Genomic DNA, 23,085 nt, shown 5'->3' with positions numbered 1-23,085 from the left:
CCGGCGCCTCATGCGCCGAGCGAGGCGCTGATTGTCTTCGCCGCGGCGGCAATGGCAGGACCATATTCGTGCTCGAGCTGTTCCTGCGAGACCAGGTAGGCCGGTCCGCCGAAGCTCAACGCGTACACGGTTCCGCCACCCGGCGGAATGATGGCTGCGCCGACCGCATTGATGTCCTTGCGCCACTCTCCTGCCGACGTGCAAAACCCGCGCTTCTCGATCTCCCCGATGGAGCGTTCGACCGACTTCACGATCGTACGCCATTCGCTTCCATGCTGCTTGCTGATCTCGGAGAGAATCTTGTTCCGTTCGTCTTCACTGATGGCCGCGAGGTAGGCCTTGCCGATCGCGGTGATCGCCATCGGTACGCGGGAGCCCGACGGTAGCCGCAGACCCACCAGGCCGTGGCCTTCGCAAGTTTCGATGTTCAGGATCATGAGCTGGTCGCGTGTGCCGAGCGCGACGTGCAGATTGTTGGTCTCCGCCAGTTCGGTCATGATCGGCCGCGCGATGTTGCGGACGTCCAGATTGGCAAGCGCGGCGTAGCTCAGCGAAATGGCGCGGCTGCCGAGCTGATAGGTCGTCGACCGCGCATCATAGGAGAGATAGCCGAGCTGGGTCAGCGTATGCGTGATCCGCGAGATGGTCGGCTTCGGCAGGCCGGTCCGCTCCGCAAGCTCCTGGTTGCCGAGCGCGCGGTCGCGGGCACGAAACGCGCTCAGCACGTCGAGGCCTCGCGCGAGCGCGGATACGAACAGGCGGCCGCCGGCATCGTCGGCCTCGGTCTCGGTCGAGCGTGGGCGTCTTGCCGCGCGCTGCAGCTGCTGCTTGTCGGCTCGCGGCCTGGTTTCGGCTTCGCCGGCTCCGGCCTGCGCCATGCCTGCAGCCTTCTTCGATCCGGCCGGACTGGGGCTTCCAGTCCGGGGATTTCGCTTCCTGTTCGTCATTCTTTGCTCCAGCGGCACGAAGGTCCTGCGTGCGCTTGTCCACCTCGTTTGTTCTGCAATCCGTCGAATTCGTCAACCGGACAAATGCGGAAATCGATTTCGCATATTGTCTTCGCGACCTGCCGATGGCAAGTTTCCCGTCAGCTCAACAGGAAACACCGACAATGGCGATCGACCCCCAAGCGCTGCGCAACTGGCCCATTCCGACCATCGAGCAGACCTACACCGAGCGCGATACGATGTTGTACGCGCTCGGCGTCGGCCTGGGCTCGGATCCGCTCGACGCACGCCAGCTGCAATATGTCTATGAGGACGGTCTCAAGGTTCTGCCCTCGATGGCCGTGGTCCTTGGATATCCCGGCTTCTGGATCGGCGATCCCCGGACCGGAGCCGACTGGCGCAAGGTCTTGCACGGCGAGCAGGGCTTTGAAATCTTCAAGCCGTTGCCTGCGAAGGGCTCCGTGGTGGGACGTTCGCGCGTCACCGGCCTGATCGACAAGGGCGCGGACAAGGGCGCGGTCCTTCTGTCGGAGCGCGACGTGGTCGACCGCGAATCCGGCGAATTGCTCTGCCGGCTGACCTCGACCACGATGCTGCGCGGCGATGGCGGCTTCGGCGGCCCGTCCGGGCCGTTGCCGGCACCGCATCCCCTACCGGAACGGGCCGCAGACATCGTCTCCAGCATCAAGACGCTGCCGCAGGCCGCGCTGATCTATCGGCTCTCCGGGGACTACAATCCTCTCCATGCCGATCCGGCCGTGGCGATAAAGGGCGGCTTTGAGCGGCCGATCCTGCATGGCCTTTGCACTTTCGGCGTTGTGTGCCGCGCGTTGGTCGAGATGGTGTGCGGCGGCGAGCCCTCGCGACTGACCAAGATGCAGGTCCGCTTCAGCTCGCCGGTCTATCCGGGCGAGACGATCGTCACCGAAGCCTGGACCGACGGTGCCGGCGCAGTCTCCTTCCGGGCCAAGGTCGCCGAGCGCAACGTCGTCGTCATCAACAACGGGCTCGCCAGCGTCGCGGCCATGTGAGCGCGTCAGATACTCCGGCCTGAATTCTGCCAATAGGGATCGCGCAAGCGTCTCTTGAATATCTTGCCGGAGTCCTCGCGCGGCAACGAGGACCTGAACTCGAAATATTTGGGTACCTTGTAGTTTGAGAGCAACGACTTCAGACCCGCGCGAATTTCGTTCAGATCGGGATTCGCGCCGGCCACGGGTTCAATGACGGCCATCAGCGCCTCGCCGAACTCCTCGTCCGGTATGCCGAACACTGCGCAGTCGTGAACTCCGGGCAGCGACTGCAGCGCGGCTTCGACTTCAGCAGGGTAGATGTTGACGCCGCCCGAAATCACCATGTCGCGCTTGCGATCGGAGATGAACACATAGCCGTCGTCGTCGACGTAACCGACGTCGCCGCTCGTGATCAGGCCGTCGCGCTCGATCTCGCGGCGCTTCTCCGGCTGGTTCTGGTAGGTGAAGTCGGGATTGTAGCTGGTCCTGCTGTAGATCTCGCCGACCTCGCCGGCCGGGAGCCAGGCGCCCTTGCCGTCGGAGAAGCGCAACTCGCATCCGTCGAGGACGCGCCCGACCGTGCCCGGCTTGCGGCGCGCGTCCTCGGGGGTGGCGAAGGTTATCGCGCCGGATTCGGTGCTGCCGTAATATTCGTGGATCACCGGTCCCCACCAATCCAGCATCTGCCGCTTCACATCGGGCGGGCAGGGCGCCGCGGCGTGAACGACGTGGCGCAGCGAGGACAGATCGTATTTGGCGCGCGCCGCTTCGGGGAGGCGCAGCAGCCGCACGAACATCGTCGGCACCATCAGCGCGCAGTCGATCCGCTCCCGTTCGATCAGTTCGAGAAGTGACTCGGCGTCGAAGCGCGGCATCAGGACCAGCGCGCCGCCCAGACGACCGGCGCGGAGCGCGAACGCGTTCGGGGCCGAGTGGTAGAGCGGCCCGGGCAGCAAGGCGCGAACGCCCTGACGCAGGCCGTAAACGGTCTCGCGCACCCGCTCGTTCCTGGCGATCTGCTCCGGCGAGGGAGGATCGCGCCGAACGCCCTTGGGATGTCCGGTCGTACCCGAAGTATAGATCATGCTCGCGGGTGCAGGCATGGTCGGACCGTCATAGGGCTCTTGGACCGCAAGCCAGGCTTCGAAGTCCTCGCCGGCGGGCGGAGCGATGCTCTGCACGCCGAAAGCGGTTACGATTTCCTGCGGCACTTCGACACAGAGCCGATGGACTTCGCCGGGAATGACTGTGCCGAGCACGCGCATCAGATCGGCATGTCCGGCAAGGACGCGGGTCCCGGTATCCCCGACCACGTAGGCGACTTCGTCGGGCTTGAAATGCCAGTTGATCGGAACGGCGTAGCCTCCGATCAGCATCACGGCATAGGTGATCTCTAGAAAGGTGATGTCGTTGCGCATCAGGATGCAGACGCAGTCACCCTGCCGGACGCCGAGGCGATGCAGTCCGCCGGCGATTTGTCGAACCCTTTGCCCAACCGCGTCGAACTGACGCGAGCGCGTTCCGCTGATCAGCCCGTTTGACGTGCTCATCCTGTGTTCTCCCTGGAATTCTCGGCGCTGTCGGACAGTGTCACGAGGCCGGCTGCAGCGACCTTGCGACAAGCTCGCGCATGATTTCGTTGGAGCCGCCGTAGATGCGGCGGACCCTGGCGTCGGCGTAGGCGCGGGTGATGGGGTATTCCAGCATGTAGCCGTAGCCGCCATGCATTTGCACGCATTGGTCCACCACGCGGCACTCGAGCTCCGTCGACCAGTATTTGCACATCGCGGCCGCCTCGACGTTCAACTGGCCCTGAAGATGCAGCTCCATGCACCGGTCGAGGAAGACGCGGCCGATCTGAACTTCCGTCTTCATTTCGGCCAGCTTGAATCGGTTGTGCTGGAAATCCGCCAGCGGCTTGCCGAAAGCCTGTCGCCGATGGGTGTAGTCGATGGTCCATTCGATGGCGGCTTCAGCGCCGGCAATGGCGGTGATCGCGACAAGCAGCCGCTCCTGTGGAAGCTCATGCATGAGGTAACGGAAGCCGCGCCCCTCCTCGCCGAGCAGGTTCTCCACGGGAACGCGGACATTGTCGAAGAACAGTTCGGAGGTGTCCTGAGCCTTCATGCCGAGCTTCTCGAGATTTCGGCCTCGCGCAAAGCCGGCGCTGCTGCTCTCGACCAGGAGCAGGCTGATGCCCTTGGATCCGCTGCGTGGGTCGGTCTTGCAGGCGAGGATGACGAGATCGGCAAGCTGGCCGTTCGTGATGAACGTCTTCGAACCGTTGACCACGAAGACGTCGCCATCACGGACGGCCGTGGTGCGGATCGCCTGCAGATCGCTTCCGGCGCCCGGTTCGGTCATCGCCAATGCCGCGACCGTCTCTCCGGACGCCATCCGAGGCAGCCATTTCTCTCTCTGCGCCTCGCTGCCGTGGTTGAGGATGTAGAAGGCCGCGATGTCGGAATGCACGCGGAAGCCCGGTCCGTTGAAGACGGCGCGCGACAGTTCTTCGGTCACGATGGCGCTATGCAGGAAATCGCCGTCGCCGCCGCCATATTGCGCGGGAATTGACGTGCAGAGCAGGCCGGCCTCGCCGGCGCGCCGCCACAGATTGCGGTCGACAACACCGTCCTTTTCCCACTGGGCGTGAAACGGCGCGATCTCCCGCTCGATGAACTTTTTTACCGTGTCGCGGAAAAGCTGGTGGTCGGGTGTGTAGATCGCTTGGGGAATGGCCATCTCGGCTCCGCTTGTCATTTGCGAAATTGATTTTCGCAAAATTGACATTTGCGGTTCTGCATGGCAAGTCCGGTGTGAGCTGGAAATCCGGAAAGCGATTCCGGGAGCGAGGAGGATACGAATGTCAGCGCCGATGCGCGCGCGTCCAAAGCCGACGCCGGAGACGCAGCATTTCTGGGAGGGGACGAAAGCGGGCGAATTGCGCCTGCAGCGCTGCGATGCCTGCGCGCATGTCTACTTTCCGCCGCGCCCGTTCTGCCCTTCCTGCGCCTCGCGCAAGGTCAGCATCTTCAAGGCGAGCGGCAAGGGCTTTCTCTACAGCTACGTGATCAACCATCGTCCCGCCGCGCCGGGCTTCACGCCGCCTTACGCCATCGCCGTGGTCGAGCTCGACGAGGGCCCGCGAATGATGAGCAACATCATCGACTGCCCGCAGACGCCGGAGGCGCTCGAGCTCGACATGAAGCTCGAGGTCGCGTTCCAGGAGCTCGACGACAAGATCACCCTCCCCGTCTTCCGTCCGGCGAAGGGATAAGCCATGCGCAAGAACCAGGTTGCCGTCGTCGGCGCGGCCGAGACCACCGAGCTCGGCGTCATCCCCAACGCCTCGCAGCTCCAGCTCCATGCGGACGCCGCGCTCAACGCCATTGCAGACGCCGGGCTGAAGCTATCCGACATCGACGGCTTCGCCACCGCGGTCGAAACCCCGCAGCAGGTCTGCCACTATCTCGGCATCAAGCCGACCTGGGTTGACGGCACCTCGGTCGGCGGCTGCTCGTTCATGCTGCACGTTCGCCATGCCGCCGCGGCAATCGAGGCCGGCCTGTGCAAGACCGTGCTGATCACCCACGCCGAGAGCGGCAAGTCGATGATCGGCAAGCTGCCGCGCTCGACCCCGCCGGACAGCCTCAACGGCCAGTTCGAGGCGCCCTATGGCGTCTACGGTCCGCCCAGCATGTTTCCGATCCCCGTGCTGCGCTTCATGAAGACCTATGGCATCACCCACGAGCAGCTCGCCTCGGTTGCGGTAATGCAGCGGGAGTGGGCGGCGAAGAATCCGCGCGCGATGATGAAGGAGCCGATCACGGTCGCCGACGTGCTCAACTCGCGCATGATCGCCTATCCGTTCCGCCTGCTGCAGTGCTGCCTCGTCACCGACGGCGGCGGTGCGCTGATCTTGACCTCCGCGGACCGCGCCAGGGACTTTCCGCGCAAGCCCGTCTACATCATGGGCACCGGCGAGAGCGTGGAGACGCCGATGGTCAGCCAGATGGAGACGTTCAATTCCTCGCGCGCGTTCAAGGTCGCAGGGCCGCTGGCGTTCAAGGAGGCCGGCATTGCGCATGAGGACGTCGATCATCTCATGATCTACGATGCGTTCGCGCATCTGCCCCTGTTCGGCCTCGGCGATCTCGGCTTCATGCCGTACGAAGAAACCGGCCGGTTCATCGCGGACGGCAACACGCGGCCTGGGGCTAAGTTGCCGCTCAACACCAATGGCGGCGGCCTGTCCTACATGCATTCGGGCATGTACGGCATGTACGCGCTGCAGGAGAGCGTACGCCAGATGCGCGGCATCGCGCCGGCACAGGTGCCGAACGCGAAGATATCGGTGTGCCACGGCGTCGGCGGCATGTTCGCCGCAAGTGGCACGATCGTGTTTACGAACGAGAGATAGTGCCTCGTCGTTCCGGATGCTTCGCAAGATCCCGGAAGGATGGACACGGAGGAGACAGCCACATGACAAAACTACTTCAAGATAAGGTCGTCATCGTCACCGGCGCGGGCCGCGGCATCGGGCGCGAGATCGCGCTGCTCTGCGCGGCACAAGGCGCCAAGGTCGTGGTCAACGATCCCGGCGGAGCGCCGGATGGCGCCGGGACCAATGCCGCGCCGGCGGAAGAGGTCGTGGAAGAGATCCGCAAGGCCGGCGGCACGGCAGTGGCGAACTTCGAGACCGTCGCCGAAGCCATTCCCGCGAGCAAGATCGTCAAGCAGGCGGTCGACACCTACGGTAAGCTCGACGGCGTCGTCAACAATGCCGGTATTCTGCGTGACGCAATTTTCCATCGCATGAGCGTGGAGGCGTTCGAAGCCGTCATCAAGGTCCACCTGATGGGCTCGTTCTACGTCAGCCACGCCGCTGCACGGCTGTTTCGCGAGCAGGAGAGCGGCTCCTTCGTGCACTTCACCTCGACCTCCGGTCTGATCGGTAATTTCGGCCAGGCCAACTACGCCGCCGCGAAGCTCGGCATCGTCGGCCTGTCGAAGTCGATCGCACTCGACATGAACCGCTTCAACGTCCGCTCCAACTGCGTCTCGCCCTTCGCCTGGAGCCGCCTCATCGGCACGATCCCGACGGAGACCGACGCAGAAAAGGCCCGCGTCGAACGCATGAAGCAGATGGGTCCGGAGAAGATCGCGCCGCTCTCGGCCTTCCTGCTGACGGATGCGGCAAAGGACGTCACCGGTCAGATCTTTGCGGTGCGGATGAACGAGATCTTCCTGATGGGACAGTCGCGCCCGATCCGCTCGGTGCAACGGAGCGAGGGCTGGACGACCGAGACGATCGCCGAGCACGCGATGCCGGCGCTGAAGGGCTCGTTCTACAAGCTCGACCGCTCGGCGGACATTTTCAGCTGGGACCCGATCTAGAGTTCGCATATAAGACCGCGCCTGCAAGTAACGACCAACAAACATCGAGGAACGCCTTTGTCCATCACCCGACGCTCATTTGGTATCGGCACGACCAGCCTCATGCTCGGAACGGTCGCTGCACCATGGATCCGCCGAGCCGCCGCCGCCGACGGGCCGATCAAGATCGGCGTCATCAATTCGATGAGCGGGGGCCTGTCGGCCTATGCCCAGGAAGGGCAACCTGCGCTGCAATACATGATCAAGAAGATCAACGACGCGGGCGGTATCAAGAGCAAAGGCGGAGCGAAAATCGAGCTGATCCAGGCGGACGACACCAGTCAGCCCGCGCGTACCGCCACCGAGGCGCGTCGGCTGATCACTGAAGAGAAGGTGCATCTGCTGACCGGTACCATTCTCAGCGCGCAGATGCTGGCGTTGACGCCGGTGCTGGACGAATTGAAGGTCCCGACGCTCTCGATATGGGCCGGCGGAGCGCATTCGAAATACATGTTCTCGCTCGGCTATCCCTATGACCGCGGCTACGCGCAAACGTTGCATGATTTCATCATCTCGCTGCGCGACAACAGCAAGTTCGCGATCAAGACCGCAGTGATGAGCTATTCGAACTACGAGGCCGGGCAGCAGGTCAACAGCTTCCTCGCGCCGAAGCTGAAGGCCAGCGGCATCGAGATCATCGGCGAAGCGCCGCTCGATACCCGCGCCCAGGATCAGACCGCTGCCATGATCCGCATCAGGTCGCTGAAGCCCGACGTCGTGACGGGCCTGGTGACCCCAAGGGACGGCATCCTGCTGCACCAGGCGCGCTACAACCTCAACTATCACGGCAGCTTCTTTTGTGGCGGTACTGGCGGATATTCGGACCTCTCGCTTTGGAAGGATCTCGGTCCAGAGATCGGCAAGGCCGTGCTCACGAGGAATCTCTTCGCCATGACCGGCTTCAGTGCCGGCGCCAAGATCGATTCGATGCAGAAGGTCGTTGCGGAATTGCGCGACGTCGCCAAACTGGACCGGATCGGCCAGGGCGCCATTCAATACGCGCAGGGCGCGCGCGTGCTGCAGCAGGTACTGGAAACGACGTCCTCGCTCGAAAGCGACGCGTTGCTGGATGCCTTCAGGAAGTTCAATATTCCGTTTGGTGACCCAAATTTGTACATCGCCAAGCCGAAGGGGCTGCAGTTCGCTGAGGACCGCCTGCTCAAGGACGGGACGGCCATGATGGTGCAGTGGCTGCCGGATCAAGGGCAGGAAGTGGTGTTCCCGAAGGAATTCGCGCAAGCCGCGCCGCGGCCGCGTTCCTGAGGCGACCGTGGCGCTGCTCGAGGTCGATAAGGTCAGTAAGCGGTTCGGCGGCCTTCAGGCGCTGAACGGGGTAAGCTTTTCCGTGGAGAGGGGCGAGATCCTCGGCATCATCGGTCCGAACGGTGCCGGCAAAACGACGCTGTTCGGCGTCATCTCCGGCTTCACCCCGCCCTCGAGCGGCGACGTCCGCTTCGATGGCAGGCGCATCGTCGGCGTGTCGCCAGACCGGCTGACGCGCCGGGGCCTGATCCGCAGTTTTCAGATCGTCCAGACTTTTGCCGACATGACCGCGCTCGATGTCGTGACGACGGCGGCGCTGACCCGCAGGCCGATCCGGCAGGCGGTCGACTATGCCGCGCAGGTCCTGACGCGCGTGGGGCTGGGGAGCAAGCTCGACGACACACCGGCGACCCTGTCGCTCCAGGACAAGAAGCTGCTGGAGCTCGCCAAATGCGTGGCGACCGATCCGCAATGCATTCTGCTGGACGAGGTCATGGCCGGGCTCACCATGGCCGAGACGGAGGCACCGATCGCCATCATCCGCGAGTTGAACCGGCAGGGTGTCACGTTCGTCATGGTGGAGCATGTCATGCCGGTGATCATGCGGCTTGCGACGAGGATGGTCGTGATCAATTTCGGCGAGAAGATCGCCGAGGCCTCGCCGGACGAGATCATCAATGATCGCCGGGTCATTGACGCCTACTTCGGAGAGCATCTCGATGCTTGAGGTCGATGGCCTCGTCGCGGGCTATGGCGACATTCCGATCCTGCGCGAGGTTTCCGTCAAGCTCGCTCCCGGCGAGATCGTGGGCTTGCTCGGCGCCAACAACGCCGGCAAGACCACGCTCATCAACAGCCTGTCGGGTATCGTGAAGCCGATGTCCGGCCGCATCCTGTTGGAGGGCCAGGACATCTCGGGCACGACGGCCCGGCAACGGGTCGAACTCGGCATCATTCAGGTGCCCGAGGGCAGGCTGGTGTTTCCCGAGATGAGCGTGCGTGAGAATTTGCTCCTTGGCGGATTTTGCGACCGGGCGCGACCGCACCGTCCGCGGCAGATGGAGAAGGTGCTTGCGCTGTTTCCGCGGCTGAAGGAGAGATTGCAGCAGCCGGCCGGCACGCTTTCGGGCGGCGAACAGCAGATGCTGGCGATCGGCCGCGGCCTGATGGCCGAGGCCCGCATCCTGATGCTGGACGAACCCTCGCTCGGTCTGTCCCCGCTGTTCGTGCAGCATATTTTCGAGATCATCGACCAACTGCACAAGAACGGTCTGACCATGCTGCTTGTCGAGCAAAATCTCAATTTGACGCTGCGCCATGCGCAGCGCTGCTATGTGCTCGAGCGCGGCCATATTGCAGTTGAAGGCACCGCCGAGGTCGTCAGGGACGATCCGCGCACGCGACAGGCCTATCTCGGGCTATGAACGGAGAGTGAATTGAGCGAACTGTGGCAGGCATTGGCGCAAGGCATTCTGATCGGGAGCACCTACGGGCTGCTCGCGCTCGGCATGGGACTCGTCTATGGCGTGAGTGGCATCGTCAACTTCGCGCATGGCGACTTCATCTCGCTGGCCATGTTCATGTGCCTGGCGTTGTTTTCGGCCTTTGCCCTCGATCCCTATGTGTCCGCCCTCATCACCATCCCCGTCATGACGGCGATCGGCGCACTGGTCTACCGATTCCTTCTCAGGCCAATGGTGGGCTACCAGTTTCTCATGGTGGTCCAGTTGACCCTGGGACTGAGCCTGGTGCTGCAGAACGGCATTCTGATGGTCTTCGGCGGGCAGCCGGCGCGCACGCCGTCGGTCGTCGAGTCGAAGCTGATCATTCTTGGCGACGTTGTGCTGAGACTGCCGCATCTGATCGCGTTCATCGTGGCTTTCGCAATGGCGATTGGCCTCTTCGTGATGCTGCGTTCGACCGACTTCGGTCGCTCGATACGCGCCGTGCATCAGAATGCACGGGCCGCAGCACTGATGGGCGTTGACGTCGGCCGCGTCCAGGTCCTGACCTTTGCGATTGGCATCGGCATTCTCGCGGTCGCTGCCGCGCTGCTTCTGCCGGGCACCCCGATCCAGCCCACGCAGGGCCTGCAGTACACTGTGATCACGCTGTTGGTGGTGGTGCTGGGCGGTATGACGAACTTCGTCGGCATCATGCTCGGCGGCCTCGTGATCGGGATCTCCGAGGCGTTTGGTACGATCTACGTCTCGGACACGCTGGGCCGGCTCGTGCCCTATGTGATCTTTGTTTTGATCATGCTGTTTAGGCCGCAGGGCCTCACCTGGAGAGCCTCGTGATCAGGGAAGATTTCTACAGAACGCTGCGTTCACCGTGGTTGTGGACCATCCTTGCGCTGAGCGCTGTGCTGCCGTTCATGCTGAGCAGCTATCACGTTCATATCCTGACGATCGCGCTGGTCTATGTCGCGCTGGCATCGGCCTGGAATATCGTCGGCGGCATGGGAGGGCAGATCTCGCTGGCCCATAGCCTGTTCATCGGAACCGGCGCGATGCTGTCCGCTGCGTTGCTGGTGAAGTTCGGCGTCAATATGTGGGCCGGGCTTGTGATCGCTGCAGCGACGGCCGGGATGCTTGGCGCGATCATCGCCTGGATCGACTTTCGCTTTCAGCTCGGTCACCTGTCCTTCGTGCTCATCACGCTCGCCTTCGCGGAAATGGCCGCCATCGTCGTCGAGGGGTGGGATTTTCTTGGCGGGGCGTCCGGTCTGCTGCTGCCGCGCGACACCGGCGATGTATTGGCGTTTCAATTCGGCGGCGGGCGTGGCGCATTCTGGGTTATGCTCGGGCTTGCGGCGCTGACCGTGCTGGTCAATGTCGCGATCCTCAACGCGCCGCTTGGCTATTATCTGCGTACCATCCGGGACAATGAAAAGGCCGCGCAGGCGATCGGCGTCAATGTGTTGCGCCACAAGACTATCGCGATGATAGTCTCCGCCGTGCTCACGTCGATCGTGGGGACCGCTTATGTGCGGTATCTGACATTCGCGGACCCTTACCTGCTTGCTTCGCCTGTGATCACGATCGAAATCGTGCTCTTTGCGACGGTCGGTGGTCTTGGCCGCGCCTATGGTCCAGCGCTTGGAGCGCTGCTATTGGTGCCGCTGGGCGAAGTACTGCGCGGTAAACTTGGCGGTGTGGTGCCGGGACTGCACTACTTCATTTACGGCATCGTCGTGATCGTCGTCATCCTCGCAACGCCGAGCGGCTTGCTGCCGCTGTTTGAGAGGCTCCTGACGCGGTGCATTCCCAAGCTGACGAAGACCTGAGTCCAGCGCAAGAATGGCTCGCCGAGAAGGGGCGATCTCCCGGCTCGCTTGGCTGCGCTCGCTCGCAGCGGACTGACGAAGGTAGGCGCCGGCCTGTCGTGCTCGCCTCCGACGTCAGCCATTTCTACGAGAACATCAACAGCGAACGTCCCTTCACGACAGCGTTTCATGTCGGCGACATGCTCGTGGGCTACGACAAGTTGCGCGCAGCGGCAACCAGCGCCGGCCACATCGTTCCCGGCCACGATCCGCTGGTCATGAAGTTCTATCCGGCGTCGAGCTCAGATCTGGATGGTGTTGCTGTTCGCCTCGATGTGCCATCATCGAAGGGCTGCTCATTTCTAGGAGGTGCTCAGCAGGAGCATCAATTGCCTCCTCGACCTGTTTAAACCGCCGTTCTTTAGCCGGTGCTTGCTCAAACCTGCCCATGATGGATCGGACTGGCTGATCTTAGACGGCATTGTGCGATGAGGGAGCGCGTCAGCTCAGCCTGGACGAAGCTAGGCGTCTTTCCCCCGGTCATCAGACGCCGATGGGCCCGATCCAGCACTAATATGGCGGTTGGCGATTGCCAGCCAATGGGCCGTTTGGAATGTACCGGTATTTGGAAACGTGGCTTGAGCCGCTCCGGTGTCCGCAGCTACACCGCTGCTTCAGTTTTGATAGCGATCGATGAGGCTTGCCGGTGACCTGGCTTTCGGTGATCCGCTCCCACGGGTTCATGCCAGCTTGCCTGTCAGAAGCAATGATAGAACGGCATGCCAACGCGCGTTCGATGAAATGGTCAGCAAGGCGAGCCGGAAGGTCAATGCAGCGACAAAGAGCGTCCCTTGGGCAAAGCCCGGTGAGCAACGTCGAGTGGGTCAGCCGCGCGCTATGCGATGCGCGTGCTGCGGCTCATCTGCTCAATGCACGATGCAAACCCAGGGGTTGGAGCACAGCACGGGAGATTGCGACCTGATCCCAGCCCGCGTCGAAGGCGACCTAACCGGTTGCGCGCGGGAGCATGCCCCGTGCCGTAATCTCCGCCGAGAGTTCTTCGATCGTCTTGCGTTGCTCCATCGCGGTTCTGCGTATCAATGTGAAGGCAGCGGGCTCGGCCAGCGCGTGCGAATGCATCACCTGGAGGACTGCGGCAAGCACAACGCGACGTGACCGCAGACGCTGCTCGAGCTTGAGGACCTGCTGCCTCAATTCCCTTGTGCGTTCGCTTCGCTCGAATGCCATGACGAGCGCTGCATAGATGCCGGCCGATCGCAACGGTTTGACGAGAAACGAGGCTGGGTCGAGTTCAAGCACCAGCTTCAGGCGGCTCGGCGTCTCCGTGCCGAGCAGGGCGATGACAGGCGATCGCGCCACGAACGCGCGTTGCTCCGGTTGCAGCAACGGCAGGAACTCGTCATCGATCAGCGACAGATCCGATGCGACATCGACCAGCTCGCCCGGGGTCCACGCGACGCCTTCGATGCCGAGGCGCTCGAACTGGCGTCGCACGATGGTCGCGTCGCGTTCGTCCTTGATGGCGACGAGGGCCTTGCGACCGCGCAGCGAAAATGAAGACGGTCTGCTCATTTCACAACCCGCAAATGCGGCGCATTCGGCAATGCGCCTCCCGCCGAGGTGTCCCTCGATAGGCTGACGGCAAGGTCGAGCTGCGTCAAGTATGGATCAGGCTTAACAGGTGCGTCGGCTTCCCAGAAGATATCAAACTGCCCGTTTGGATTGGACACGGCAAGTCGCGGTGTAAGGACGCAATGATTGTTGCCTCCGTCAATCCAGACGGGACCTTGCGGCGAATTGTAGCGATACCCGGCCGCGGCGCGCCGCACTTCCGCGATGGCGGACGTGCCAGCGCGCTGTAGGGCGCGCGCCAGCAGATAGACTGCGACATAGGCGGATTGCCCGTCAACGGAGGGGCTGCTGTCCTCGCCGTAGCGCGTCTTCCAGCGCGCGACGAAGGCGCGGTTTTCCGGCAGGCGGATGCTCTCGAAATAGGCGGACGATGTGATGCAGCCGGCGGAGGCCGGTCCGACAATCGCCAGTTCCGGCTCGCACAGGCTGCAGCTTAGCATCGGAATCTCCAGCCCCGCAGCCTTGGTGCCGGCGTGGAACGCGCGGATGAAGTCGTAGCTGGAGCTTCCGACGAGGGTGTTGAAGACGATCGGTGGCTTGCGGCGGACGATCTCGTCGACGATGTGCCCGACAGCGCTCTCGCCGAGTTCGAGCAGTCGTTCGGCTAGGATGTGGCCTTTGGCCGCGCTGACCAATTCCCGGGTGACCCGATTGGTCTCCCATGTCCACACATAATTGGAACCGACACAGAAGATCTCGCGCGACAGATTGTCGAGCACGTAACGAACGAGCGGCAGGACGTTGTGATTGGGTGAGGCGCCGACATAGATGACGTTGTCGGAGCACTCGAACCCTTCATAGCGCGCAGGATACCAGAGCAGGCGATCGGTGCGCTCGACGATCGGCAGGACCTGCTTGCGCGATGCCGACGTATAGCAACCGATGATATGCTCGACGCCGACATTGCGGATGAGGTCGTCGCAGACCGTGTGATATTCGGAGACGACGCCGCGGGGATCGCGGATGTGGGGTGTGATCGAGAAGTCGAACTCCGCCTGGCTGTTGATCTCGTCGACCGCCATCATGGCGCTCTTGAGGATCTCGCGGCCCATCGCCTGATAGGGCCCCGACTGCGAGCAGATGATGCCGACGGGAACAGAAGGCTTGGTCATGGACGGCTTTCGATTGCGCAATGCGAAGATGAAATCATCATGGCCGAGGACAGCGCAAGTAGCTTGCCGTTTTGCTGCGCAGCACTCTCGAAATTTAGGCAGACAGCATCGTTGACAATGCGATGGGCAGTTACTTAGACTTTTCTCCTACAGGGCTACCTGTAGAACCTAGCGTGCGCCGATCTGGCCGATGACGTCCAGCTCTTGCACTAAGTGCTTCGTTCGATCACGGACCCTGAGCGACAGATCATAGCCGCGGCATTTGAGCCATTCGTCACCTCATTCGGGAGGGGCGGGTGGCTTTTTTCTTTTGCCGCCAAGAAAGCTGGCGATGCGTCCGCATCGCCAGAACGGTGACGCACGCGTGAAACGGATGCGTCACGTCGAGCGGGAGGATGAAGAGCGATGGCGGCAGGAGATCTCCACTATCTCGGGCTCGTCGACATTGGGCGGAAGATCCAGACGAAGGAGTTGTCGCCGGTTGAAGCGACCAAGGCGATGCTCGGGCGGATCGAGAAGCTGGACGGCAGGCTCAAGAGTTTTGCGTATGTGATGGCCGACTCGGCGCTCGCAGAGGCGGCTGCGGCTGAGAAGGAGATCGCTTCCGGCAAGATCAGGGGACCGCTGCACGGAGTGCCGGTGGCGGTCAAGGATCTCTGCTGGGCCAAAGGCGCACCTGCTGCGCATGGCATGACGATTCACCGCGACTTTCGTCCCACCGAGGATGCAACGGTGGTCGCGCGGCTGAAGGATGCCGGCGCCATCATTCTCGGCAAGCTGCAACAGACCGAAGGTGCCTATGCCGATCATCATCCGAAGATCGACCCGCCGAAGAATCCCTGGAATCCGGACCTCTGGCCCGGGGCCTCTTCGAGTGGGTCCGGCGTTGCCACCGCGGCTGGGCTTTGCTTCGGCTCCCTCGGCACCGACACCGGCGGATCGATCCGCTTTCCGTCAGCGGCCAATGGTGTCACCGGACTCAAGCCGACCTGGGGACGCGTCAGCCGGTACGGCGCGTTCGAACTCGCGGCAACGCTGGATCACATCGGCCCGATGGCACGGAGCGCAGTCGATTGCGGCGCCATCCTCGGCGTAATCGCGGGGCAGGATCCCAAGGACATGACATCGGTACCCCTCGCCGTGCCGGACTATCTCAAAGGTCTCTCCGGCGACCTGCGGGGCGTCACGATCGGCGTCGACCGTCGCTGGACCACCGAAGGCATCGACGGCGATGCGGCCAAGGTGCTCGCCGAGGGCTTGCGTGTGGCGGCCGATGTTGGCGCGAAGATCAAGGAGATCGAGTTTCCCGATCCCAAGGCGATTATCGACGACTGGTTCCCGCTCTGTGGTGTCGAGGTCGCGGTCGCGCACGAGGACACCTATCCGGCACGCAAGGATGAGTACGGCCCGGCGCTCGCGGGCCTGCTCGATCTCGGCCGGCAGCAGTCCGGCATGGACTATCAGAAGATCGTGCTCCGGCGCGAAGCGTTTCGCGGCGCGGTGCGCATGCTGTTCGAGACTGTCGATCTCATCGCTATCCCGGCCCAAGCGTTCGCGGCGCCCACTCTTGCCAAGATGGCGGCGCTCGGTGAGGACGCCTCGCTGATCGGTGGCCTGCTCCGCTTCACGTGTCCTTTCGACATGACGGGAAGTCCGACCGTGACGCTGCCCGGAGGTTTCGCTGCGAATGGGGGCCCGGTGGGCTTCCAGTTCGTGGGCCGTCATTTCGATGAAGCCGGCCTCGTTCGTGCAGGCGATGCGTTCCAACGCGTGACCGACTGGCACAAGCGTCATCCCGGGATCTGAGCGGAGGGGCCGATCACATGTCCGAAGACTGGTTGAAGACATCCATTATGGCCAAGCGTGCCCTTGCCAAAGGCGCGACCGGCGCGACGCATAGTCTAACGATCGAGCAGCAGGGCGGCTTCCACTACGTCTATGGTCCCTATGCGAAGCCGACCCTGTCGATCGACCCCGGCGGGGTGGTCGTCGTCGAGACCGAAGATGCCTTCGGCGGCGTGCTCACCAAGGAGACCGACAGCCCCACCGCCAAACTCAACTTCCCTTATCTCAACCCGCAATGCGGGCCGATCGCGGTGAAGGGCGCCAAGAAGGGCGATTGTCTTGCGATCTATATCCGCGATGTCGAGACCCGGGGCGAGCAGCCGGCCGGCACGACCTGCATCATCCCGGAGTTCGGCGGACTGGTCGGAACCGGCTCGACGGCGCTGCTGAATCCGCCGCTGCCGGAGCGCGTGAAGAAGTTGCACGTCGATAGGAACGGCGTGCGCTGGAACGACAAGCTCACGCTGCCTTACGAGCCGTTCATCGGCACCATCGGCGTCTCGCCGGAGATCGAGGCGATCTCCTCGCTGCAACCGGACTATCATGGCGGCAACATGGATTTGCCCGACGTCGCTCCGGGTGCAATCATCTATTTCCCGGTCCATACCGACGGCGGAATGCTCTACGTCGGCGATTGCCACGCAACACAAGGCGACGGCGAGCTTTCCGGCGTGGCGATGGAGCAGCGCGCGACCGTCACATTGCAGGTCGACCTCATCAAGGACTGGAGCTTCGCCTGGCCCCGGCTTGAGACCAAGGACTTCATCATGACGATCGGAAGCGCGCGTCCGCTCGAGGACGCGGCGCGCATCGCCTATCGCGAGCTCGTCCGGTGGATGGCGGCCGATTACGGCTTCGACGAGATCGACGCCTACATGCTGCTCAGCCAGGCCGGACGCATGCGCCTCGGCAACATGGTCGACCCCAAGTACACGATGGGGGCCTCGATCCTCAAGAATTACCTCAAGCCTTGACGTCCAACCGCTTTCAATCACAGGGGACATCACGATGAATTCGGGACATAAGTTACGGATGGCTTTGCTCGGCGCCATGCTCGGTGCAGCGACGACGATGAGTGCTGCTCGGGCCGCGGACCCACCGCTGAAGGTAGGCCTGCTCGAGGACGTGTCCGGCGATCTGGCTTTGATGGGCATGCCGAAGCTGCACGGCTCGCAGCTCGCCGTCGAGGAGATCAACAAGAGCGGCGGCATCATGGGGCGTCAGATCGAGCTAATCCACCTCGATCCGCAGGGCGACAACGCACGCTATCAGGAATTCGGCCGGCGCCTGCTCAATCGGGACAAGGTGGACGTGCTGATCGGCGGCATCACCTCGGCCTCGCGCGAAGCGCTGCGTCCGATCGTCGATCGCACCACGACGCCTTACATCTACACCAATCAGTACGAAGGCGGCGTTTGCGACGCCAGCATGATCAGCATGGGTGCGGTGCCCGAGCAGCAATTCTCGACGCTGATCCCCTGGATGGTCGAGAAATTCGGCAAGAAGGTCTATGTGATCGCTGCCGACTACAATTTCGGTCAGATTTCGGCCGAGTGGAACCGCAAGATCATGAAGGATCTCGGCGGCGAAGTCGTGGGCGAGGAGTTCATTCCACTCGGCGTGTCCCAGTTCGCGCAGACCATCCAGAACATCCAGAAGGCAAAGCCGGATTGGTTGCTGACGATCAATGTCGGTGCTGCCCAGGACTCGTTCTTCGAGCAGGCGGCTGCCGCCAACCTGAACCTGCCAATGGGCTCGTCGATCAAGGTCATGCTCGGATTCGAGCACAAGCGGTTCAAGCCGCCGGCGCTCAACAACATGCACGCGACTGCGAACTGGTTCGAGGAGATCGATACGCCCGAGGCCAACGAATTCAAGAAGCGCTGGCGCGCCAAATTCCCCGACGAGCTCTACATAAACGACATGGGATACAACGCCTATAATGCGCTCTACATGTACAAGGCGCTGGTCGAGAAGGCCAAGTCGGTCAAGCTCGAGGACATGCGCAAGGTCATTGCGACCGGCGATGCCTGCATCGACGCTCCGGAGGGTAAGGTCTGCATCGATCCCAAGAGCCAGCACACGTCGCACCGCATGCGCCTGATCTCGGTCGGACCGAAGCACGAAGTGAAGGTCGAGAAGGACTACGGCACGATCCAGCCTTACTGGCTTGGCGAGATCGGCTGCGATCTGACCAAGAAAAACGACAAGGATCAGTACACGCCGAGCCATCTCCCCAAGAAATCGTGATGTCCGGGCGCGGATCTTGCTCGTGTTGCGCATCACGATCTCGAAGGCCGGCGCCGTAACGATGCGGCGCCGGGAGCGACAAGGGGATCAAGATGTCGGCTGAATTGTTCTCGGCATTCTATCAGTTCGCCGACGTGTTCGCGTTTCTCATTCTCTCGGCGGCAGGCCTCGCCATCGTGTTTGGGATGATGGGGGTCATCAACATGGCACATGGCGAGTTCATCATGTGCGGCGCCTATGTCACCGTTGGCCTGGTGAATCTTGGCGTGCCGCTCGCGATTGCCCAGATCATGGCCGCGGTGACCGCGGGTCTCATCGGTGTCGTCGTCGAGTTCCTCGTCGTGCGACGCTTCTACAAGCGGCCGCTGGATTCGCTGCTCGCGACCTGGGGACTGAGCCTCATCGTGACGCAATCGATGCTCCTGATCGTCGGCTCCACCGTGCGCGGCATCGGAACGCCCGAGGGAAATTTCGCGATCGGCGGCTACACTTTCTCTACCTATCGCCTCGTGCTGTTCGGTTGCGCCGTGGCCGTATTGGCCGGACTTTACTTCATATTCATGAAGACGCGGTTCGGCGTGATCGCCCGCGCCACGATGCAGAATGCTGCAATGGCGAAGTCACTCGGCGCGCGTACCGGCCGCATCTATGCGATCAGCTTCGGGATCGGAGCCGGCCTCGCCGGGCTTTGCGGGGCACTTTACGCGCCGACCATGACGCTGATCCCGACCATGGGCGCGACCTTCGTAGTCGAAAGCTTCGTGACGGTGGTGATCGGTGGCGCCAACGTGCTGCTCGGAACGGCGCCGGCCGCCGTATTCTTAGCCATGATCCGGATGGCATTGAATGCGAGCTACGGTCAGATCATCGGACAGATCGGCATGCTGGTTGCCGTCATCCTGATCATCCGGGTGTTGCCCGAAGGGCTCTCCAGCGTGCTGGTTCGTCGTGGCCGCTAAAGGGAGATCGTGATGTTCAAGCTGCTGGAAGGGCCGCAGACGCTCGGGCGCGGCAAGGTCTTTTGGTCCTGCTTCCTGGCGGTGCTGGCGGGTGCACTGGTCTATCCGCTGTTCGCCGATTCCTACGATGTCGGTAATTTTGCCTACTTCCTGATCTGGATCTTCATGGCGCTCGGTCTCTGCCTGATGTGGGGCTACGGCGGCATGTTGTCGTTCGGGCAGACGCTCTTCTTCGGCATCGCAGGTTACGGCTACGGCGTGCTCGCGATCAACATGGGCGGCGGCACCGCGACGATCGCCGCGCTCGTGCTCTCCGTCGCCCTCGCGATGATCGCGGCCGGCATCCTCGGCTACTTCATGATCTGGGGCGGGATCAACGGCATATTCTTCGGCATCGTGACGCTGTCCGCAACGCTGGTGCTCGCCTTTTTCCTCGGACAGACGGCAGGGCCGGAATGGCACATCGGTCCGGCGCGGCTGAACGGCTTCAACGGCATGAAGGGGATGGACCCGCTGACCGTGGGAGATTTCTATATCGAGGGCGCAGCACTTTACTACGTCATGGTCGCGCTGATCGTGATCGTCTATCTCGCGCTGCGCATGCTGGTGAACTCGGACATCGGCAACGTCATCGTGGCGACGCGCGAGAGTCCGGAACGCGCCGAGATGCTGGGCTATGATGTGCGGAAATATCAGCTGCTGACCTTTGTGATCGGCAGCGGCCTCGCAGGCCTCAGCGGCGCGCTCTACACGTCTTGGGGACAGTTCATCACGCCGTCCAGCATTGGCTTGCCTGCGGCCGCCATGCCGATCGTGTGGGTGGCCTTTTCCGGGCGCAGCGATCTGACTGCGACGCTGGTCGGGTCATTCCTGCTGCTGTTCGGCTTTCAGACCATCACGGTCTACAGCCAGCAGGCCGCGCTCGTGCTGATGGGAGGGCTGCTGCTCGCCACGGTGATGCTGGCGCCACAGGGCTTTGTGCTCGGCATCGGCAAGCTCGCCGCCGACTGGTGGCGCGGACGACGTGGTGGTGACGGAGCCGTCATCGCGGAGGCCGGTCGCTTGCAGTCGGGAGAGTCCTGATCATGCCGCTGGTCGAAGTCAAAGGTGTATCGAAGCGCTTCGGCGGGTTGACTGCCGTCTCCGGCGTTGATCTCACGGTCGGTGCGGGTGAGGTCCACTGTCTGATCGGGCCCAATGGCGCCGGCAAGAGCACGCTTTTCAAGCTAATCGTGGGTCTCTATCCTCCGACCCAGGGTAGCATTCTGTTCGATAGCGTGGACATCACCAAGGAACGCCCCTATGCGCGCGTGCAGCGGGGGATGAGCATCAAGATGCAGGCTCCGAGCGTGTTCAAGGAGCTGTCGGTCCGGCAGAATATCCAGACTGCTCTCCAGGATCGCGTGTCCGGCGCGGAGCGCAGCGCCGAGGAGGATCGCCTGCTGACGCTGCTCCATCTCGCGACGGATAGCAACAAGCTCGCGGGCGCGCTGTCGCATGGCCAGCAGCAATGGCTCGAGATCGGCATGGCGCTGGCGCTAAAGCCGCAACTCCTGCTGCTAGACGAGCCGACGGCCGGGATGTCGCCTGAAGAAACCTTCAAGACCGGCGAGCTGATCAAATCGTTCAATGCCGAAGGCATGACGGTGCTCGTCGTTGAGCACGACATGGCCTTTGTCCGTCAGGTCGCCCAGCGCGTCACGGTGCTGCATCTCGGCAAGATCTTTGCGCGCGGCAATCTCGAGAGCATTCTGCAGGACGAGAAGGTCGCGGAAATCTATCTCGGTAAGACCCATGCTCACTAAGCCCAATCCTGCCGACAAGATCCTGGACGTATCGGAACTATGGGCCGGATATGGTGCGACGCCAATCCTCCAGGGAGTCACCATGTCGGTCGCGCGCGGCGAGATTGTCGGCGTGATCGGTCGCAACGGGGTCGGCAAATCGACCCTGATGCGCTGCCTGATAGGCCTGCTGCAAACGTGGCGTGGCACGATCAGCTTCATGGAGCAGGACGTCACAACGCTGGAGGCAGACGCGCGGGCGAGGGCGGGCTTCGGCTACATCCCGCAAGGACGCGACGTGTTTCCACAGATGACCGTCGAGGAAAACCTGCAGGTCGGCGAGCTAATCGGCGGCCCTGGGGGCAGAAAGCTTCCGGAACTCGTCTATGAGTATTTCCCGCGCCTGAAGGAGCGCCGGCGGCAAGTCGCGGGTACCATGTCGGGTGGCGAGCAACAACAGCTCGCCATTGGCCGCGCGCTGATCGGCAATCCGATTTTGATGATCCTGGACGAGCCGTCCGAAGGCATCCAGCCCTCTATCGTTCAGCACATCTGCGAGTCGCTGAAATCGTTCCGGGACGAGCTCGGGACGACGATCATCTTTGTCGAGCAGAATCTCGACACGATCCTGGCGATCGCCGAGCGCTGCTACATCATGGAGAAGGGCAAGATGACGCGATCGCTGGCAAGTGGCGAGGTCAACGAGGAAAATGTCCGCGGACAGCTCCTGCTCTGAACGGCAGCATGCATGTTTCTGAAATCTCTAAATGGGAGGGAATGGAGATGGATCTCGGGCTGAAGGGAGCAAAGGTTCTCGTCACCGGCAGCACCAAAGGCATCGGCAGGGCGATCGCCGACACGTTCGCGGCTGAAGGCGCCAATGTCGGCATCTGCGCGCGCAACCAGGCCGACGTCGACAACGCGGTCGCCGCGATCAGAGCGAAAGGCGTCGCTGCGTTTGGCAGTTCGGTCGACGTCTCCAATGGCCCGGCGCTCAAAGCCTGGGTGGAGGACATGGCCTTCAAGCTCGACGGCATTGACGTCGTTGTCGCCAATGTCAGTGCATTGTCGATCGGGCAGGATGAAGAAAGCTGGGAGAAGGAATTCTCCACCGATATGATGGGCACGGTGCGGCTGGTCAATGCGGCGATGCCTTATCTCGAGAAAAGCAAGGCTGCCGCGATCGTCACCATCTCCAGCGTATCGGGACGCGAGGTCGATTTCGCCTGCGGTCCCTATGGCACGTTCAAGGCCGCGATCATCCACTACACGCAAGGACTTGCCTTCCAGCTTGCCGGCAAAGGCATCCGCGCCAATTCGGTCTCGCCGGGCAACACCTATTTCGAGGGCGGCGTCTGGAATCAGATCAAGGACGGTAATCCCGAGCTGTACAAGGCCGCACTGGCGCTGAACCCGACCGGCCGCATGGGCACGCCGCAGGAAATGGCCAACGGCGCGGTGTTCCTAGCCAGCAAGGCTGCAAGCTTCATCACGGGGACCAACCTCGTGGTCGATGGCGCGCTCACGCGCGGAGTGCAGTTCTAAAGCGCGATGC

At 62.6% G+C, this 23,085-nt stretch carries 23 protein-coding genes; 18 read left to right on the top strand and 5 right to left on the bottom strand.

Going from position 1 to position 23,085, the window contains the following annotated elements:
- Positions 1-8: 8 nt before the first annotated feature.
- Entirely contained in the window at positions 9-878 is an 870-nt protein-coding gene (locus ACSHT2_RS09525; RefSeq protein ID WP_440641332.1) for an IclR family transcriptional regulator, read from the bottom strand.
- A gap of 233 nt (positions 879-1,111) precedes the next feature.
- Between ACSHT2_RS09525 and ACSHT2_RS09520 the strand changes: the two genes are divergently transcribed.
- Entirely contained in the window at positions 1,112-1,978 is an 867-nt protein-coding gene (locus ACSHT2_RS09520; protein WP_440641331.1) for a MaoC/PaaZ C-terminal domain-containing protein, read from the top strand.
- Between the two features lie 5 nt (positions 1,979-1,983).
- On the opposite strand, the gene ACSHT2_RS09515 is transcribed toward ACSHT2_RS09520, so the two are convergent.
- Together ACSHT2_RS09515 and ACSHT2_RS09510 are read right to left on the bottom strand one after the other, a co-directional pair.
- Positions 1,984-3,510 (bottom strand): acyl-CoA synthetase, encoded by a 1,527-nt coding sequence (locus tag ACSHT2_RS09515; protein WP_440641330.1) that lies wholly within the window; start codon positions 3,508-3,510, stop codon positions 1,984-1,986.
- Positions 3,511-3,550: 40 nt separating this feature from the next.
- Positions 3,551-4,702 (bottom strand): acyl-CoA dehydrogenase family protein, encoded by a 1,152-nt coding sequence (locus ACSHT2_RS09510; protein WP_440641329.1) that lies wholly within the window; start codon positions 4,700-4,702, stop codon positions 3,551-3,553.
- 121 nt (positions 4,703-4,823) lie between these two features.
- On the opposite strand from ACSHT2_RS09510, the gene ACSHT2_RS09505 reads away from it, so the two are divergent.
- The 9 genes from ACSHT2_RS09505 to ACSHT2_RS09465 all read left to right on the top strand — a co-directional run bounded on the left by ACSHT2_RS09505 (position 4,824) and on the right by ACSHT2_RS09465 (position 12,337).
- Complete coding sequence (locus ACSHT2_RS09505) at positions 4,824-5,237, top strand: Zn-ribbon domain-containing OB-fold protein (RefSeq protein WP_440641328.1); 414 nt, start codon at positions 4,824-4,826, stop codon at positions 5,235-5,237.
- Between the two features lie 3 nt (positions 5,238-5,240).
- The gene (locus ACSHT2_RS09500) at positions 5,241-6,380 is read left to right on the top strand and encodes a thiolase C-terminal domain-containing protein (RefSeq protein WP_440641327.1); all 1,140 of its coding nucleotides are present in this window, start codon (positions 5,241-5,243) and stop codon (positions 6,378-6,380) included.
- Positions 6,381-6,442: 62 nt separating this feature from the next.
- Entirely contained in the window at positions 6,443-7,357 is a 915-nt protein-coding gene (locus tag ACSHT2_RS09495) for an SDR family NAD(P)-dependent oxidoreductase (protein WP_440641326.1), read from the top strand.
- 57 nt (positions 7,358-7,414) lie between these two features.
- Entirely contained in the window at positions 7,415-8,659 is a 1,245-nt protein-coding gene (locus tag ACSHT2_RS09490; protein WP_131873507.1) for an ABC transporter substrate-binding protein, read from the top strand.
- A gap of 7 nt (positions 8,660-8,666) precedes the next feature.
- Positions 8,667-9,386, top strand: a complete 720-nt coding sequence (locus ACSHT2_RS09485; RefSeq protein ID WP_131873509.1) for an ABC transporter ATP-binding protein — start codon at positions 8,667-8,669, stop codon at positions 9,384-9,386.
- Entirely contained in the window at positions 9,379-10,083 is a 705-nt protein-coding gene (locus tag ACSHT2_RS09480; protein WP_131873511.1) for an ABC transporter ATP-binding protein, read from the top strand. Before ACSHT2_RS09485 ends, ACSHT2_RS09480 begins: the two co-directional genes overlap by 8 nt.
- Positions 10,084-10,095: 12 nt before the next feature.
- Positions 10,096-10,959 carry a branched-chain amino acid ABC transporter permease gene (locus ACSHT2_RS09475; protein WP_440641325.1) on the top strand — a complete coding sequence of 288 codons (864 nt, stop codon included), beginning with the start codon at positions 10,096-10,098 and terminating at the stop codon, positions 10,957-10,959.
- Complete coding sequence (locus ACSHT2_RS09470; protein ID WP_440641324.1) at positions 10,956-11,948, top strand: branched-chain amino acid ABC transporter permease; 993 nt, start codon at positions 10,956-10,958, stop codon at positions 11,946-11,948. The genes ACSHT2_RS09475 and ACSHT2_RS09470 overlap by 4 nt, the downstream gene beginning before the upstream one ends.
- Before the next feature lie 98 nt (positions 11,949-12,046).
- A complete protein-coding gene (locus ACSHT2_RS09465) occupies positions 12,047-12,337 on the top strand; it encodes a hypothetical protein (protein ID WP_440641323.1) in 291 nt (96 codons plus the stop codon).
- 595 nt (positions 12,338-12,932) lie between these two features.
- Here ACSHT2_RS09465 and ACSHT2_RS09460 read toward each other — a convergent pair.
- Together ACSHT2_RS09460 and ACSHT2_RS09455 are read right to left on the bottom strand one after the other, a co-directional pair.
- A complete protein-coding gene (locus ACSHT2_RS09460) occupies positions 12,933-13,442 on the bottom strand; it encodes an ANTAR domain-containing response regulator (RefSeq protein ID WP_440641322.1) in 510 nt (169 codons plus the stop codon).
- A gap of 74 nt (positions 13,443-13,516) precedes the next feature.
- Complete coding sequence (locus ACSHT2_RS09455; protein ID WP_440641321.1) at positions 13,517-14,692, bottom strand: transporter substrate-binding domain-containing protein; 1,176 nt, start codon at positions 14,690-14,692, stop codon at positions 13,517-13,519.
- 405 nt (positions 14,693-15,097) lie between these two features.
- Here ACSHT2_RS09455 and ACSHT2_RS09450 point away from each other — a divergent pair, with 405 nt between their 5' ends.
- From ACSHT2_RS09450 to ACSHT2_RS09415, 8 genes are all read left to right on the top strand, one after another.
- A complete protein-coding gene (locus tag ACSHT2_RS09450; RefSeq protein WP_440641320.1) occupies positions 15,098-16,498 on the top strand; it encodes an amidase in 1,401 nt (466 codons plus the stop codon).
- A 17-nt stretch (positions 16,499-16,515) separates the two neighbouring features.
- The gene (locus ACSHT2_RS09445) at positions 16,516-17,511 is read left to right on the top strand and encodes an acetamidase/formamidase family protein (protein ID WP_440641319.1); all 996 of its coding nucleotides are present in this window, start codon (positions 16,516-16,518) and stop codon (positions 17,509-17,511) included.
- Between the two features lie 58 nt (positions 17,512-17,569).
- Positions 17,570-18,787, top strand: coding sequence for an urea ABC transporter substrate-binding protein (locus ACSHT2_RS09440; protein ID WP_440642805.1), 1,218 nt, complete (start codon positions 17,570-17,572; stop codon positions 18,785-18,787).
- 92 nt (positions 18,788-18,879) lie between these two features.
- Positions 18,880-19,746 (top strand): ABC transporter permease subunit, encoded by an 867-nt coding sequence (locus tag ACSHT2_RS09435; RefSeq protein WP_440641318.1) that lies wholly within the window; start codon positions 18,880-18,882, stop codon positions 19,744-19,746.
- A gap of 12 nt (positions 19,747-19,758) precedes the next feature.
- Positions 19,759-20,829, top strand: coding sequence for a branched-chain amino acid ABC transporter permease (locus ACSHT2_RS09430; RefSeq protein WP_440641317.1), 1,071 nt, complete (start codon positions 19,759-19,761; stop codon positions 20,827-20,829).
- A gap of 2 nt (positions 20,830-20,831) precedes the next feature.
- The gene (locus ACSHT2_RS09425) at positions 20,832-21,551 is read left to right on the top strand and encodes an ABC transporter ATP-binding protein (protein WP_440641316.1); all 720 of its coding nucleotides are present in this window, start codon (positions 20,832-20,834) and stop codon (positions 21,549-21,551) included.
- Entirely contained in the window at positions 21,541-22,266 is a 726-nt protein-coding gene (locus ACSHT2_RS09420) for an ABC transporter ATP-binding protein (protein ID WP_440641315.1), read from the top strand. The genes ACSHT2_RS09425 and ACSHT2_RS09420 overlap by 11 nt, the downstream gene beginning before the upstream one ends.
- 47 nt (positions 22,267-22,313) lie before the next feature.
- The gene (locus ACSHT2_RS09415) at positions 22,314-23,075 is read left to right on the top strand and encodes an SDR family NAD(P)-dependent oxidoreductase (protein WP_440641314.1); all 762 of its coding nucleotides are present in this window, start codon (positions 22,314-22,316) and stop codon (positions 23,073-23,075) included.
- The last annotated feature ends 10 nt before the right edge of the window (positions 23,076-23,085 follow it).

The organism is Bradyrhizobium sp. PUT101 (assembly GCF_052043945.1).
Lineage (GTDB): Bacteria > Pseudomonadota > Alphaproteobacteria > Rhizobiales > Xanthobacteraceae > Bradyrhizobium.
This window is presented reverse-complemented; position numbering and strand designations above follow the sequence as displayed.

Coding starts and splice junctions, on each gene's coding strand:
- ACSHT2_RS09520 (WP_440641331.1), top strand. CDS start 1,112: ATGGCGATCGACCCCCAAGCGCTGCGCAACTGGCCCATTCCGACCATC.
- ACSHT2_RS09505 (WP_440641328.1), top strand. CDS start 4,824: ATGTCAGCGCCGATGCGCGCGCGTCCAAAGCCGACGCCGGAGACGCAG.
- ACSHT2_RS09415 (WP_440641314.1), top strand. CDS start 22,314: ATGGATCTCGGGCTGAAGGGAGCAAAGGTTCTCGTCACCGGCAGCACC.
- ACSHT2_RS09420 (WP_440641315.1), top strand. CDS start 21,541: ATGCTCACTAAGCCCAATCCTGCCGACAAGATCCTGGACGTATCGGAA.
- ACSHT2_RS09480 (WP_131873511.1), top strand. CDS start 9,379: ATGCTTGAGGTCGATGGCCTCGTCGCGGGCTATGGCGACATTCCGATC.
- ACSHT2_RS09450 (WP_440641320.1), top strand. CDS start 15,098: ATGGCGGCAGGAGATCTCCACTATCTCGGGCTCGTCGACATTGGGCGG.
- ACSHT2_RS09435 (WP_440641318.1), top strand. CDS start 18,880: ATGTCGGCTGAATTGTTCTCGGCATTCTATCAGTTCGCCGACGTGTTC.
- ACSHT2_RS09510 (WP_440641329.1), bottom strand. CDS start 4,702: ATGGCCATTCCCCAAGCGATCTACACACCCGACCACCAGCTTTTCCGC.
- ACSHT2_RS09425 (WP_440641316.1), top strand. CDS start 20,832: ATGCCGCTGGTCGAAGTCAAAGGTGTATCGAAGCGCTTCGGCGGGTTG.
- ACSHT2_RS09515 (WP_440641330.1), bottom strand. CDS start 3,510: ATGAGCACGTCAAACGGGCTGATCAGCGGAACGCGCTCGCGTCAGTTC.
- ACSHT2_RS09495 (WP_440641326.1), top strand. CDS start 6,443: ATGACAAAACTACTTCAAGATAAGGTCGTCATCGTCACCGGCGCGGGC.
- ACSHT2_RS09455 (WP_440641321.1), bottom strand. CDS start 14,692: ATGACCAAGCCTTCTGTTCCCGTCGGCATCATCTGCTCGCAGTCGGGG.
- ACSHT2_RS09440 (WP_440642805.1), top strand. CDS start 17,570: ATGGCTTTGCTCGGCGCCATGCTCGGTGCAGCGACGACGATGAGTGCT.
- ACSHT2_RS09525 (WP_440641332.1), bottom strand. CDS start 878: ATGGCGCAGGCCGGAGCCGGCGAAGCCGAAACCAGGCCGCGAGCCGAC.
- ACSHT2_RS09500 (WP_440641327.1), top strand. CDS start 5,241: ATGCGCAAGAACCAGGTTGCCGTCGTCGGCGCGGCCGAGACCACCGAG.
- ACSHT2_RS09445 (WP_440641319.1), top strand. CDS start 16,516: ATGTCCGAAGACTGGTTGAAGACATCCATTATGGCCAAGCGTGCCCTT.
- ACSHT2_RS09430 (WP_440641317.1), top strand. CDS start 19,759: ATGTTCAAGCTGCTGGAAGGGCCGCAGACGCTCGGGCGCGGCAAGGTC.